This window comes from Enterobacter cloacae complex sp. 6730903, from assembly GCF_048283985.1.
Lineage (GTDB): Bacteria > Pseudomonadota > Gammaproteobacteria > Enterobacterales > Enterobacteriaceae > Enterobacter > Enterobacter hormaechei_C.
Window position 1 is genome coordinate 56,862 of sequence record NZ_JBLVXX010000024.1, and the last position, 13,450, is coordinate 70,311.

Annotated in this window: 11 protein-coding genes, 1 pseudogene and 2 riboswitches; of the genes and pseudogenes, 7 read left to right on the forward strand and 5 right to left on the reverse strand. The window is 54.4% G+C overall.

Annotated elements, in window-relative coordinates:
* The first annotated feature begins 101 nt into the window (after window positions 1–101).
* Both yegQ and yegS read left to right on the forward strand, forming a co-directional pair.
* On the forward strand, window positions 102–1,463 hold the full coding sequence (yegQ, locus tag ACNQ0W_RS14170; RefSeq protein WP_022651495.1) for a tRNA 5-hydroxyuridine modification protein YegQ: 1,362 nt from the start codon (window positions 102–104) through the stop codon (window positions 1,461–1,463).
* Between the two features lie 248 nt (window positions 1,464–1,711).
* Window positions 1,712–2,611 (forward strand): lipid kinase YegS, encoded by a 900-nt coding sequence (yegS, locus tag ACNQ0W_RS14175; protein ID WP_062932798.1) that lies wholly within the window; start codon window positions 1,712–1,714, stop codon window positions 2,609–2,611.
* 57 nt (window positions 2,612–2,668) lie between these two features.
* Here yegS and fbaB read toward each other — a convergent pair whose 3' ends face one another.
* Window positions 2,669–3,721: a class I fructose-bisphosphate aldolase gene (gene fbaB / locus ACNQ0W_RS14180; protein ID WP_000129585.1), complete on the reverse strand. Its 1,053-nt coding sequence runs from the start codon at window positions 3,719–3,721 to the stop codon at window positions 2,669–2,671.
* 248 nt (window positions 3,722–3,969) lie between these two features.
* Between fbaB and ACNQ0W_RS14185 the strand changes: the two genes are divergently transcribed.
* The 3 genes from ACNQ0W_RS14185 to ACNQ0W_RS14195 are packed head-to-tail and all read left to right on the forward strand — an operon-like array spanning window position 3,970 to window position 7,198.
* Entirely contained in the window at window positions 3,970–5,247 is a 1,278-nt protein-coding gene (locus ACNQ0W_RS14185; RefSeq protein ID WP_062932797.1) for a nucleoside permease, read from the forward strand.
* Window positions 5,244–6,248, forward strand: coding sequence for an ADP-ribosylglycohydrolase family protein (locus ACNQ0W_RS14190; protein ID WP_062932796.1), 1,005 nt, complete (start codon window positions 5,244–5,246; stop codon window positions 6,246–6,248). The genes ACNQ0W_RS14185 and ACNQ0W_RS14190 overlap by 4 nt, the downstream gene beginning before the upstream one ends.
* Window positions 6,245–7,198 carry a PfkB family carbohydrate kinase gene (locus ACNQ0W_RS14195; protein WP_045910735.1) on the forward strand — a complete coding sequence of 318 codons (954 nt, stop codon included), beginning with the start codon at window positions 6,245–6,247 and terminating at the stop codon, window positions 7,196–7,198. The genes ACNQ0W_RS14190 and ACNQ0W_RS14195 overlap by 4 nt, the downstream gene beginning before the upstream one ends.
* Here the strand turns inward: ACNQ0W_RS14195 and ACNQ0W_RS14200 are convergent.
* Genes ACNQ0W_RS14200 through thiM form a run of 3 tightly spaced genes read right to left on the reverse strand, consistent with a single transcriptional unit; the run spans window position 7,172 to window position 9,528 of the window.
* A complete protein-coding gene (locus ACNQ0W_RS14200) occupies window positions 7,172–7,918 on the reverse strand; it encodes a GntR family transcriptional regulator (protein ID WP_003859242.1) in 747 nt (248 codons plus the stop codon). The two genes, ACNQ0W_RS14195 and ACNQ0W_RS14200, sit on opposite strands and share 27 nt — an antisense overlap.
* 42 nt (window positions 7,919–7,960) lie before the next feature.
* On the reverse strand, window positions 7,961–8,761 hold the full coding sequence (thiD, locus tag ACNQ0W_RS14205; protein ID WP_045327814.1) for a bifunctional hydroxymethylpyrimidine kinase/phosphomethylpyrimidine kinase: 801 nt from the start codon (window positions 8,759–8,761) through the stop codon (window positions 7,961–7,963).
* Window positions 8,758–9,528, reverse strand: a complete 771-nt coding sequence (thiM, locus tag ACNQ0W_RS14210) for a hydroxyethylthiazole kinase (protein ID WP_062932795.1) — start codon at window positions 9,526–9,528, stop codon at window positions 8,758–8,760. Before thiM ends, thiD begins: the two co-directional genes overlap by 4 nt.
* A 35-nt stretch (window positions 9,529–9,563) precedes the next feature.
* Window positions 9,564–9,660: riboswitch (TPP riboswitch) on the reverse strand.
* Between the two features lie 377 nt (window positions 9,661–10,037).
* Between thiM and ACNQ0W_RS14215 the strand changes: the two genes are divergently transcribed.
* Both ACNQ0W_RS14215 and ACNQ0W_RS14220 read left to right on the forward strand, forming a co-directional pair.
* A complete protein-coding gene (locus tag ACNQ0W_RS14215) occupies window positions 10,038–11,165 on the forward strand; it encodes a PAAR domain-containing protein (protein WP_062932784.1) in 1,128 nt (375 codons plus the stop codon).
* Window positions 11,155–11,418, forward strand: a complete 264-nt coding sequence (locus ACNQ0W_RS14220) for a hypothetical protein (RefSeq protein ID WP_062932783.1) — start codon at window positions 11,155–11,157, stop codon at window positions 11,416–11,418. The genes ACNQ0W_RS14215 and ACNQ0W_RS14220 overlap by 11 nt, the downstream gene beginning before the upstream one ends.
* Before the next feature lie 143 nt (window positions 11,419–11,561).
* On the opposite strand, the pseudogene ACNQ0W_RS14225 reads toward ACNQ0W_RS14220, so the two are convergent.
* A pseudogene (locus ACNQ0W_RS14225) lies at window positions 11,562–12,890 on the reverse strand (integrase).
* A gap of 40 nt (window positions 12,891–12,930) precedes the next feature.
* Window positions 12,931–13,028, reverse strand: a riboswitch (TPP riboswitch).
* Window positions 13,029–13,450 lie beyond the last annotated feature (422 nt).

The window sequence follows — 13,450 nt, forward strand, 5'->3', positions numbered from 1 at the left end:
TCCCCGCAGCGCTACAATGCCCGCCCTTAAAGTGGGGGATCTCCCCTTACCGCTGCACCAGGTGTATGCGGATCTGACCTGTCATCAGAACGAGAACAAACATGTTTAAACCGGAACTCCTTTCCCCGGCGGGAACGCTGCAAAATATGCGTTACGCTTTCGCCTATGGTGCCGACGCCGTCTACGCGGGCCAGCCGCGCTACTCGCTGCGCGTGCGTAACAACGAATTCAACCACGAGAATCTTCAGCTCGGTATCAACGAAGCGCATGCCCTGGGCAAAAAATTCTACGTGGTGGTGAACATCGCGCCGCACAACGCCAAGCTGAAAACGTTCATTCGCGACCTGAAGCCGGTCGTGGAGATGGGGCCGGACGCGCTGATCATGTCGGACCCGGGTTTAATCATGCTGGTTCGGGAGAACTTCCCGGAGATGGACATTCACCTCTCGGTGCAGGCTAACGCCGTCAACTGGGCAACGGTGAAATTCTGGAAACAGATGGGGCTGACCCGCGTCATTCTGTCCCGCGAGCTTTCGCTGGAAGAGATCGAAGAGATCCGTACCCAGGTGCCGGATATGGAGATCGAAATCTTCGTTCACGGCGCGCTGTGCATGGCCTACTCCGGCCGCTGCCTGCTCTCTGGCTACATCAACAAGCGTGACCCGAACCAGGGCACCTGCACCAACGCCTGCCGCTGGGAATATAACGTTCAGGAAGGCAAAGAGGATGACATCGGTAACATCGTGCATAAACACGAGCCGATCCCGGTCACCAACGTTGAGCCAACGCTGGGTATCGGCGCGCCTACCGACAGCGTGTTTATGATCGAAGAAGCCAAACGTCCGGGTGAGTACATGACCGCCTTTGAAGACGAGCATGGCACCTACATCATGAACTCCAAAGATCTGCGCGCCATCGCGCACGTCGAGCGTTTAACCAAGATGGGCGTACACTCCCTGAAAATCGAAGGCCGCACCAAGTCCTACTACTACTGCGCCCGTACCGCACAGGTGTATCGCAAAGCCATCGACGATGCCGCCGCCGGTAAACCGTTCGACACCAGCCTGCTGGAAACGCTGGAAGGTCTGGCGCATCGCGGCTATACCGAAGGTTTCCTGCGTCGTCACACCCACGACGACTACCAGAACTACGAGCATGGCTATTCGATTTCTGAACGCCAGCAGTTTGTAGGCGACTTCACCGGCGAGCGTAAAGGCCCGCTGGCCGCCGTCGCCGTAAAAAACAAATTCACTAAAGGCGACAGCCTGGAGCTGATGACGCCGCAGGGCAATATGAACTTCCGCCTGGAGCATCTGGAAAACAAAAAAGGTGAGGCGATTGAGGTCGCACCTGGCGACGGCCATGTGGTCTGGCTGCCGGTTCCTGAAGAGGTGGAGCTGGAGTTTGCGCTGCTGATGCGTAATTTTGAAGGTGAAAATACCCGAAATCCACACGGCAAATAGTCAATCAACGGGATTTTTTCACGCTGGGATAATTCTTAGAATCGGATCACATACCGCTTCGTTCAATACGGGTATTATCCCCCCGCTGAAAAACATAACCCATAAATGCTAGCTGTACCAGGAACCACCTCCTTAGCCTGCGTAATCTCCCTTACGCGGGCTTATTTTTTGCCTTTCATCCTGTTCTTACCCGCTTTTTCCTTCTCTGGGATACACTCTTTCTATAGTTAAAAAAGGGAGCAACCCGGATGGCAACCTATCCAGACAGTTTATTAATTCTCAATGGCAAAAGTGCAGGCAACGATCTGTTGCGCCAGGCGATCACCGAATTGCGTGAAGATGGCGCGCGCATTCACGTGCGGGTGACCTTTGAAAAAGGTGATGCGGCACGCTATATCGACGAAGGCATCAGGTTAGGCGCTGAAACCATCATTTCCGGCGGCGGCGACGGAACAATCAACGAGATCGCTGGCGCGCTTATTGACCTCGACACAGCACATCGCCCGGTGATGGGCATTTTACCGCTCGGTACCGCCAATGATTTTGCCACCAGCGCCGGTATACCTGACGATTTAGGCAAAGCGCTGCAACTGGCTATCCTCGGGAAAGCGACCGCCGTCGACATTGCGCAGGTGAATGAAAGAACCTGCTTTATCAATATGGCGACGGGCGGTTTCGGCACGCGGATCACCAGCGAAACGCCGGAAAAGCTGAAAGCCGCGCTGGGCGGCGTCTCGTATCTCATTCACGGCCTGATGCGCATGGACACCCTCAAGCCCGACAGCTGTGAAATCCACGGTGAGAACTTCCACTGGCAGGGCGACGCGCTGGTGATTGGTATCGGCAACGGGCGTCAGGCAGGCGGCGGACAGCAGCTTTGCCCGGAAGCGCTGATTAATGACGGTCAGCTACAGCTGCGCATTTTTACCGGCGACGGGCTCCTGCCTGCGCTGTTTACGACGCTGACGCAGCCAGAGGAGAGCCCCAATATCATCGACGGGAAATCCGCGTGGTTTGAAGTGATCGCCCCACACGGCATGACCTTTAACCTCGACGGAGAGCCGCTCAGCGGCGAGCGATTCCGCATTGAGGTCTTGCCCGGCGCGTTGCAGTGCCGGTTGCCGCCGGACTGCGTGCTGTTGCGCTGATGTTTGACAGGGTGCGCGATAATGCCCTCTCCTTTGAGGGAGAGGGATACGGTGGCGTCAGGCAATCGTGACTTTACTGTCCAGATAGACATCCTGAACCGCATTAATCAGCTTCACGCCGTCGGCCATGGACTTTTTAAACGCCTTACGGCCGAGGATCAGCCCCATACCGCCCGCACGTTTGTTAATCACCGCCGTGCGCACCGCGTCGGTCAGATCGGTTTCACCGCCTGCCGCACCACCGGAGTTAATCAGCCCGGCGCGGCCCATGTAGCAGTTCGCCAGCTGGTAGCGCACCAGATCGATCGGGTTGTCGCTGGTCAGCTTGCTGTAGACACGGTCGTCGGTATAGCCAAAATTCACCGCCTTATAGCCGCCGTTATTCTCGGCCATTTTCTGCTTCACGATGTCCGCGCCGATGGTTGCCGCCAGGTGGTTTGCCTGACCGGTCAGATCCGCTGATACGTGGTAATCCACGCCGTCTTTTTTGAACGACGCGTTACGCAGATAGGCCCACAGCACGGTCACCATCCCCAGCTCGTGCGCGCGCTCAAACGCGGCAGAGATCTCTTCAATCTGACGGCGCGACTGTTCAGAGCCGAAATAGATGGTCGCCCCGACCGCGACCGCGCCCATGTTGAACGCCTGCTCGACGCTGGCGTACAGCGTCTGGTCGTATTCAGTTGGGTAGCTCAGGGTTTCGTTGTGGTTCAGCTTGACGAGGAACGGAATGCGGTGAGCGTAGCGGCGGGAAACGGAGGCCAGCACGCCATACGTCGATGCCACACAGTTACAGCCCGCCTCAATCGCCAGCTCGACAATGTTTTTCGGGTCAAAGTAGAGCGGGTTAGCAGCAAATGACGCTCCCGCCGAGTGCTCTACGCCCTGGTCAACGGGCAGAATGGAGAGATACCCGGTCCCACCCAGACGGCCGGTATTGTAAAGCGTCTGCATGTTTCGCAGTACGGCAGGCGGACGGTTGTTGTCGACCATGACGCGGTCTACGTAATCATGGCCAGGCAGATAAAGCTGATCGGCTGGAATGGTCATACAACGATGCTGTAAAAGGCTGTCGGCGTCTTTGCCAAGCAGCTGCGCAATATCAGTCATAGTGATGCTCCCGTAAGTCCGACATGATGTCGGAGCGTGTGATCCAAGCCCACGTTTTTGCAGGCAGACTAAGCCTGGTACCGACTTAACCTATTTTCCACCATTTGCAACTTTTTTAAGCACAATCTGCTGGCTCGTTTCGTGTACAACATTTTTGTTACACTGATCAAACAATCGCCTTAAAGGTATTTAAAAGGTATTATCACATGGTATGTTACATGCGTACCTCTGACATGCAGGATTAAAAAATGAAAACGAAAGTCCAACTGTCATTCATGATGTTCGTTGAATGGTTTATCTGGGGCGCATGGTTTGTGCCGCTGTGGCTGTGGTTGAGTAAGAGCGGGTTCACCGCCGGGGAAATTGGCTGGTCGTATGCCTGTACCGCGATTGCCGCGATCCTCTCTCCTATCCTGGTCGGCTCGCTGACGGACCGTTTCTTCGCCGCTCAGAAAGTGCTGGCCGTGCTGATGTTCGCTGGCGCGATCCTGATGTATTTCGCAGCGCAGCAAACCCAGTTCAGCACCTTCTTCCCGCTGCTGCTGGCCTACTCCCTGACCTATATGCCGACCATCGCGCTGACCAACAGCATCGCCTTCGCGAACGTCGATGACGTAGAGGCTGATTTCCCGCGCATCCGCGTGATGGGCACCATAGGCTGGATTGCCTCCGGCCTGGCGTGCGGCTTCCTCCCGCAGATGATGGGCTATAGCGACATCTCTGACACCAATATCCCGCTGCTGATGACCGCTGCCAGCTCCCTTCTGCTTGGCATTTTCGCGCTGTTCCTGCCGAATACCCCGCCGAAGAGTACCGGCAAGCTGGATTTCAAAGTGATGCTGGGGCTGGATGCGCTGATCCTGTTGCGCGATAAAAACTTCCTGGTGTTCTTCTTCTGCTCGTTCCTGTTCGCCATGCCGCTGGCCTTCTACTACATTTTTGCCAACGGCTATCTCACCGAAGTGGGGATGAAAAACGCCACCGGCTGGATGACCCTCGGCCAGTTCTCTGAAATCTTCTTCATGCTCGCTCTGCCGTTCTTTACCAAACGCTTTGGTATTAAGAAGGTCTTGCTGCTGGGTCTGATCACCGCCGCCATTCGCTACGGTTTCTTTGTTTACGGCGGCGCCGAGCAATACTTCACCTACGCCCTGCTGTTCCTCGGCATTTTGCTGCACGGCGTAAGCTATGACTTCTATTACGTCACCGCGTACATCTACGTGGATAAAAAAGCGCCCGTGCATATGCGCAACGCGGCGCAGGGCTTGATCACGCTGTGCTGTCAGGGCTTTGGTAGCCTGCTGGGTTACCGTCTCGGCGGCGTGATGATGGAAAAAATGTTCGCATATAAAGAGCCGGTGAATGGGCTGACCTTCAACTGGGCCGGAATGTGGACGTTTGGTGCAATCATGATTGTGGTGATTGCCGTGCTGTTTATGCTGTTTTTCCGCGAATCGGATAAAGAGATCACCGCAATTGAGGTGGTTGATGGCGATACCGCGCTGACACGAGGGGAAGTTAAATGAAACAAGACCGTATTCTCGGTGCTCTTTACGGGCAGGCGTTAGGGGATGCGATGGGGATGCCGTCGGAGCTGTGGCCGCGCAAGCGGGTGAAAGCGCACTTCGGCTGGATCGACCGTTTCTTACCCGGCCCGGCTGAGAATAATGCCGCCTGTTACTTTAAGCAGGCCGAATTTACGGATGATACGTCAATGGCGCTGTGCCTGGCCGACGCGATTATCGAATGCGACGGGGAAATTAACCCTGACGTTATCGGTAAGCATATTCTGGACTGGGCGCTGGATTTTGACGCGTTCAATAAGAATGTGCTCGGCCCGACCTCCAAAATTGCCCTGAACGCCATCCGTGACGGCAAGCCGGTGAGCGAGCTGGAGAACAACGGCGTCACCAACGGGGCGGCGATGCGCGCCTCCCCGCTGGGATGTCTGCTGCCAGCCACGCGTCTGGCGCACTTTGTGGAACAGGTTGCGTTAGCCTCCAGCCCGACCCATAAATCGGATCTCGCCATCGCCGGTGCGGTGGTGATCGCCTGGGCGGTTTCACGCGCTATCGACGGCGAGCGCTGGCAGAACATCGCCGATGCCCTGCCGGGTATTGCCCGTGCGGCGCAGGAGGCGAACACGACCACCTTCAGCGCATCGCTTTCCGCTCGTATTGAGCTGGCCCTGAAAACCGTGCGCGAAGCCAACGGTACCGAGTCCGCCAGCGAGCAGATCTATCAGCTTATTGGCGCGGGCACGAGCACCCTTGAGTCCGTTCCGGCGGCGATTGCGATGGTCGAACTCGCGGCCACCGATCCGAACCGCTGCGCGGTGTTATGCGCCAACCTGGGCGGTGATACTGACACTATCGGCGCGATGGCAACGGCCATCTGCGGCGCGCTACACGGTGTACAGGCCATTGATCCGGCGCTCAAAAACGAACTTGATGCCGTAAACCGGCTCGATTTCGGCCACTACTGCGAAAAACTGCTGCACTTCCGGGAGCACAGGGAGGGTGTATGAGTGCTTTTGCCCGCCGTCTCGAAACCCTTCACGCCACGCGCCCCGTAACGGTGCTCGGCGCGGCGGTCATCGACGTGATTGCCGACGCCTACGCCCTGCCCTGGCGCGGGTGTGATATCGAGCTGAAGCAACAGGGAGTGAATATTGGCGGCTGCGCGCTGAATATCGCCATCGCCCTGAAGCGGCTCGGCATTGCTGCGCAAAATGCCCTTCCCGTCGGCCACGGCGTGTGGGCCGATATTATCCGTAACGCCATGGCGAAGCAGGATCTGCACAGCGCCGTGGAAGCGGAAACGGGCGATAACGGCTGGTGCCTGGCGCTGGTGGAGCCTGACGGTGAACGGACCTTTATGTCGTTTAGCGGCGTGGAGAACCAGTGGCAGCCGCGCTGGCTGGACGGATTAAGCGTGCCGGCAGGGAGTCTGATCTCTTTGTCCGGCTACCAGCTGGCGTCCCCCAGCGGTGAGCTGCTGACGGCCTGGCTGGAAAGTCTTCAGGATGTGACGCTCTTTATCGATTTCGGTCCACGCATCGCGGATATTCCCGACCCGCTGATGGCACGCATCATGGCCTGCAAACCAATCGTCTCACTCAATCGTCAGGAGGCGGAACTTGCCGCCGAATGGCTTGGCGTGAACGTGGAAGAGCTCGGCCCACGGTGGCAGCAGAGGTTTGGCGCTGCGCTGATCGTACGCCATGATAAAGACGGGGCGGTGTGGTATGACGGTGACGCTTCCGGACACGTTCCGGCGTTTCCTGCTACCGTAGTCGATACCATCGGCGCGGGTGACAGCCATGCGGGAGGTACTCTTGCCGGGCTGGCCGCGGGATGGTCACTGCCAGAGGCGGTGCAGCTTGGCAATGCCGTAGCCGCCTGGGTAGTCAGCCATCGCGGTGGCGACTGCGCCCCCACGCGCGAGGCCCTACTCCTCGCACACAAAGACGTATAGGTCGCTGCGACAGTAGCTGATGCTGTACTCAATTGGCCGGTGCTGTTGATCGAGCGCGACTTGCTTGATCACCAGCACCGGTATCTTATCGTCCATTTTGATATGCGCCTGAAACTCGCTGTCCGGCATCCGGGCGCTGACGCGGGAACGGGTGCGCTGCGGAAAGATATTCTGGCTGCGGAAGTAATCGTAAAGCGAGACGCCGATGTCGTCCGGGTTGGGGATTAACCCTACCGGTACCCATGACTCCTCTATTGATACCGCATCGTCATCCACGTAGCGGATGCGCTTAAGCAGAAAGACATCGCTGTCCGGCGCAAGGGAAAGGTGGCGGGCGATCTCCTCCGGACATTTCACGACGCGTTTATTAACCCACAGCGTGTTGGGCGTTTTGCCCCGCAGCACCACCTGCTGAGAAAACCCGCGCGCCTCTTTTAGCGAATATTCAAAGATATTGTTGATTTGCGTACCGTATCCACGCGCGCGGGTGACGACGCCAGCCTCTTCCAGCGCCTGCATCGCTTTACGCACCGTAATGCGCGACACACCGGCCAGCTGGCTCAGATCGCGCTCGCCCGGCAAAATATTACCGTGCGCGAGCACGCCGCTGCGTACCGCGTTTTTAACCGTTTCGGCAAATTTCAGGTACAACGGCGTGTTGTCCGGTGCGGCAATTCGTTCCTTGAGTTGAGCAATTAACCGGGTATGCGCTTGTTCCATCTCTGTTTTTCTCTGGCATAAGGTTTTATGCCAGTATACGGCTTACCACCATGCATGAAAATGGTGAACCGGCCCAATACCGTGACCCACTTCCAGAGAATCGGCTTTTGCCAGCGCGCCCGAGAGCCAGATCTTCGCCTCCTGCACCGTATCCGCCCAGTTCGCGTTTCGGGGACGCAGCGCCGCCAGCGCCGCCGAAAGCGTACAGCCCGTGCCGTGGGTGTTTTTGGTCTGTACGCGCGGGGCGGTGAAACGTTGCGCGCCATCGCGGGTGAAGAGCCAGTCCGGGCTTTCTGCATCATCAAGATGACCGCCTTTCATCAGCACCGCGCGACACCCCATCGCCAGCAGCGCATTGCCCTGCTCTTTCATCTCACGTTCGTTTTGCGCGTGTGGCGCGTCCAGCAGCGCGGCGGCCTCAGGGAGGTTTGGCGTGATCAGCGCCACCTGCGGCAGCAGCTTTTTACGCAGGGTGTCGACGGCAGAGGCGGAGAGCAGCGGATCGCCGCTTTTGGCCAGCATCACGGTATCGAGCACCACGTTTTTTATCTGATAACGTTTGAGACGTTCAGCGACCGCTTCAACAATGTCCGCCTCTGCAAGCATGCCGATTTTGGTGGTGTCGATGCGTACATCGCTGAATACCGAATCCAGCTGTGCGGCGACAAAATCCGGCTCAATGCGATACACCGACTGTACACCGCGCGTGTTTTGCGCCACCAGCGCGGTGATAACCGAGCATCCGTAAGCGCCGAGCGCAGAGAAGGTTTTCAGGTCTGCCTGGATCCCCGCTCCGCCGCTGGGATCGGTTCCCGCAATAGTCAGGGCATTAATGCGTGTCATACCAGCTCCTCCAGCGCGTAAAGCGCATCCAGAAACGCCGGGGCAAAGCTGCCGGGGCCGCGGCTGTGAGTCAGGGCAGCTGACCCTGCGCGCTTCATAAAGCCGCAGGCTGCCGTCGCATTATCAAGCCTGTCGCCAGGCAGCGAGCAGCAGGCGGCGACGACCGCCGAGAGCGCACAGCCTGTTCCCACCACGCGGGTCATCAGCGGGTCGCCGCCCGCGACCGTACGGGTTCGCTGGCCGTCGGTGATGTGATCCACTTCTCCCGTGACGACTACAACGGCGTGGGTCTGGCGGGCGAGCGTCTGCGCTGCGGTCAACGCGCTCGCCGCCGTATCGGTGGAATCCACTCCGCGCCCGCCCGCACTCATTCCGGCAAGGGCGAGGATTTCGGAGGCGTTTCCACGAATGGCCGCAGGTTTGAGGGGCAATATTTGCTGGCAAAAGCGGGTGCGGTACGCCAGCGCGCCAACCGCAACCGGATCCAGCACCCAGGGTGTGCCCGCGGCTGCCGCGCTCTCAATGGCCCGACGCATCGACTGGGCGCGCGGCGCGGTGAGTGTACCCACGTTGATGAGCAGAGCATCGGCAAGCGCGGCAAACTGTTCCGCTTCCTCGGCTTCGATCACCATTGCCGGGGAAGCGCCCAGCGCGAGCAGAACGTTGGCGGTGAAGGTCTGCACGACATCGTTGGTCATACAGTGCGTGAGCGGGGAACGGGTTCGGAATTGATGTAAAACGTGTGAGTCGAGCAGGTCAGGCTGCATGGTTTCGCTCCTGCCGTGCGTGAAGAAGCGATGACCGGGTAGGCATCTGACTTCCCTACGCTGGCATTATCCAGATCAGGTAATACGGGTATTTCTCAGCCTTCACAAAGAAGGGCACCCCGAGTCATGTACTGCAAAATCAAAAGCTTGCGATTAATGCTCCTCATTAATCCCTGATCAGGATAGTAATGCCAGCGAGAAGTCTTGTAAACGGCAAAAGCGGCCCTTTTGGGTCATGTGTGACAGGTTGAGTGACACAATGTGTGCCATGTAGAATGCTCTTAAGTCGTCAACTACAGCATTTACTTGTTCACGTTGGTGACTCGCTCGCAATCCTGCCCATACTCTCGCACTTTCCAGACTGAAGACAACGAAAAGTAAACTTTACTTAACTAAAATTTCAGTCTCACTAACCATCTATCACTTTGTTACAACTGCTCATTTACTCGCCAGCACCAAAAGCCTACACTTTCCCTAAGGATTTCAAACCAATACAAGGATAAAAATAAATGGCTATTGGTCACTTCTTATTCAGGGGCGATAAGACTGCTTGCGGTGGTCGGATTATTGAAGGATGTACCGATCATCAGTTTTTCGATAAAGACATGGCCTGTGAAGGGCATAAAGTGACGTGTGGCAAACATGCGGGTAGATTCCGCATAGCGGGAGGGCTTGAAAACCAAGACATACACGGTAAAAGGGTAGCCGGAACACTGCACAGCCGTAGCTCTTGCCCCTGCAAATCACGTTTTATTCCGTCCATCTTCGACACTTATGAATTTTCTAAAGAACCAGCGGAAGCCGAAACCGCCCAATCTCACATCGTTGAATTTCCCGTTCTCCCAGGCCCGATTGCAGATCCTAAAACTGATAGCTTCGCTGACACCTGCAAACCAACAGATAACCGGCTATTGAATGGCGTTTACATCTGGACTGAAACAACAAGTGCAGGTCATGCTTTCGTTTCGGTGCATGAGAATAACTCGATCTACCTTTACACCTATGGACGCTATGGACGCACAGACAGAAGCACGCTAACCGGGGATGGGATTTTAGACTTCTTCCAAGATGAAGATGCACGGAAGTATTACCGTTACGAACTTTATGAAATGGGTGCTCGTGCATTTCGGATTGATGATGCTGATCCTGAATTAATCCGTAAGTTCTTCGAAAAATTATGGAATAACGGTGTATCACCGATTCAAACACCAAAGATGCAGGACGGCACAATACGTAGAGGCCGCACGATTGATAAGTATGACGTAACAGGGAATAACTGTACTACTCACTCAGTCGAGGGGATCAAGTTTGCTGGTTCAAAGGTATTCGAACACGGTTACACCTCCACGACTACACAGCTACCAATCGACATAGAAGAAGATTTCACTATCCCGGTATCACTGCAAAGTTACCTTGAAACAAAGAGTGCAGATTACTCCTCAATGCTCGTCGTCGAGATGACAAGTACGTTCAAGCAGCAGTATCCAAACATTGAGAACAAAAGCCCTCAACCAATGGGGGGAAGTGCAAAAATCCAACAAGCGGCGGCTGATTCTGCTGCCGTTGCTGGCTCAACTTCTCCATACTCAGGCGGCACAGTAGGCGGATCGTTGGGAAGTACATACGATGATGAATAAGATGTTCTGGATCAGGTGGGTGAGCATTGCGCTGATCTGCATAGCGTATTACGTTATCGTGCTGTATTTCGATCTGGTCTTCGCACTTAACTTTTCAGAGACAATGAGCCAAGGCGGGGAGTTTGCGCCTTCTCAATGCACCTGGTTTGTTAAGGAACTATCGCAAAATCACTCTGATTCAGCGTTGGCCTCCATTGTTGGTTTCGCTGTTTGCGTACCTCTGATCCTGCTCATCTTCAAGAAGGTGAGATGACCGCCAAAGGCTGGAGGCCTCCAGCCTTTTCCCCTTACCCTTTCCCCACTTTTAGATAATAGAAGCCATAAAGCCCGTTGGTGGTAAGACAACGCGCGGAGCCGTTAAGATTCCCAACACAAGCCGTCAATCACATAAGAAACTCAGAACAAGGGGAACGTATGCAGGTAGCGCCTAGTGATTCCTGAGCCGCTTTTCTCATGTCCTACCACTTGTTGCAAGTGCGCCAGATTACCAACCCAGCCAGCTAATCAGGTTGAGATCATAGTGTGCCTAAAGCTATGCACCAGGCGGCGCTGCCCATAATCATCCAGATACGAATACCAAGCTGATCGCGGACATCGGCTAAAACTTTGCCGATCTTCAGCATATTCTTACCCGACACAGGCGAGAAAATCTTCTCTTTCCATTGACGGTTTGCAAAATCGAGGCCCCCCCACTCGATCAGTTTGGGATGGATCACTACCTGCCTTGTAGCATTCTCAGTTTTACCCTGCCCTCCTTCCGCGATCAGGAGATAGTGTCGCTGGCTGTCTTCATCAAATTTAATGTGTGATTTCTCCAGCTTGGCGATCTCCCCTCTTCTGGCTCCCGTATACGCCAACAACAGAGTAATCCACTTCTGCCAGCCGTCAGGCTGCTTGAGCGCCCACCCCACAAACTTTCTCATTTCTGCTGCACTGTATGTTCCAAACCTCGCTTTCGACGGTGCAGCGACTACTCCATCAGTCGGAGACTTCTCCAGAATATCTTTATTGTCAGTCAGAAAGGTTTTGAACAGCGATTTATAAATCTTCAAATGCTTATGGATAGACTCAGCGCCAACCAAATCTTCAGGCGGAACATCGAACATCATCACACTCGATCAATTGCTGAACAGTCATCGACCGATAAGGCTGTACAACACGCTTCGGCAAGTTTTCAACAACTTCCATCACCTGCTTGATGTCCTGCTTGGTGATCGTCATTACATCTGTTGATGCACCGAGGACAATGAACATGACTTCCATAAAGCGCTCATTGGCCTGTGAAATTGCCTTCGTCCAGTTTTGGGCTTTCTCCTTTTTGTACATATTCCAAGCGCCAGCCAGCGTTAACACATCCTTTGACTGTGCTTCTGTTTGTTCTTCCTCATCTTCTGAAGGCGCAACAACCTCACGGAATTCCTGAACAACTATCGGCTGAAGATTGCTCCTTTCATCACTGAGAAATTGTTGAACCAGCCAGTGTTCATTCTGTTGCTTTAAGCGGTTGCTGAAATCAGAAAGACGTTGACCAAACTGATCCGGGTGAATGGTTCCACGTTTGACTAATGGAATGGCTGGAGATGCAAATGACATCAAGAGTTGCGCGTGGCTGTGGCTATCTGTCTCTAACGACCGACGGAAATATTTATGACCCGACAGGCAAAAGCTGGCGTAGTAGATCCCGTTACGGATGATGGTATGATTGATCGGTGGGAGTGACAACATAACAAAATGAAGAGAAAAAACCGTGCAAGCCTTTGATTTATACCTTGGATAATCGCCAGGACTACGCTGGCATTATCCAGATCAGGTAATACGGGTATTTCTCAGCCTTCACAAAGAAGGGCACCCGAGTCAAATTAATTGCAAAATAATCAGTTACATAAAAAGGATATGTAGGTGCTTAGTGTAACCACGGCTGTAGGCAGGGCGCAAGATGTTTCGTTTCATCTAAGCAGTAATCACACCTGAAACCATCTAACTATATTGAGATTATCTTCTTTAACTCCCCTGTTCTGAATCTCACCTGGTACGTCATATATAGCCGCATAATGCTTCTCTTATCTGTTAGTTAACATTTCCCTGATGACTGCCTGGTTTTATTTCTGTCTCTAAACTGACGAATTCAATGTAAACTTTCAGTTTTATACACTCACACTTTCAAGTGAAATCATAGCCCAAAACTAACAAAGGAGATATATTGAATGAAACACCAAATTTAATTGAAATAAAATTTCATTCTTATCATCAACTTACTTAGAAACATAAAAAAAGAACATCAATAA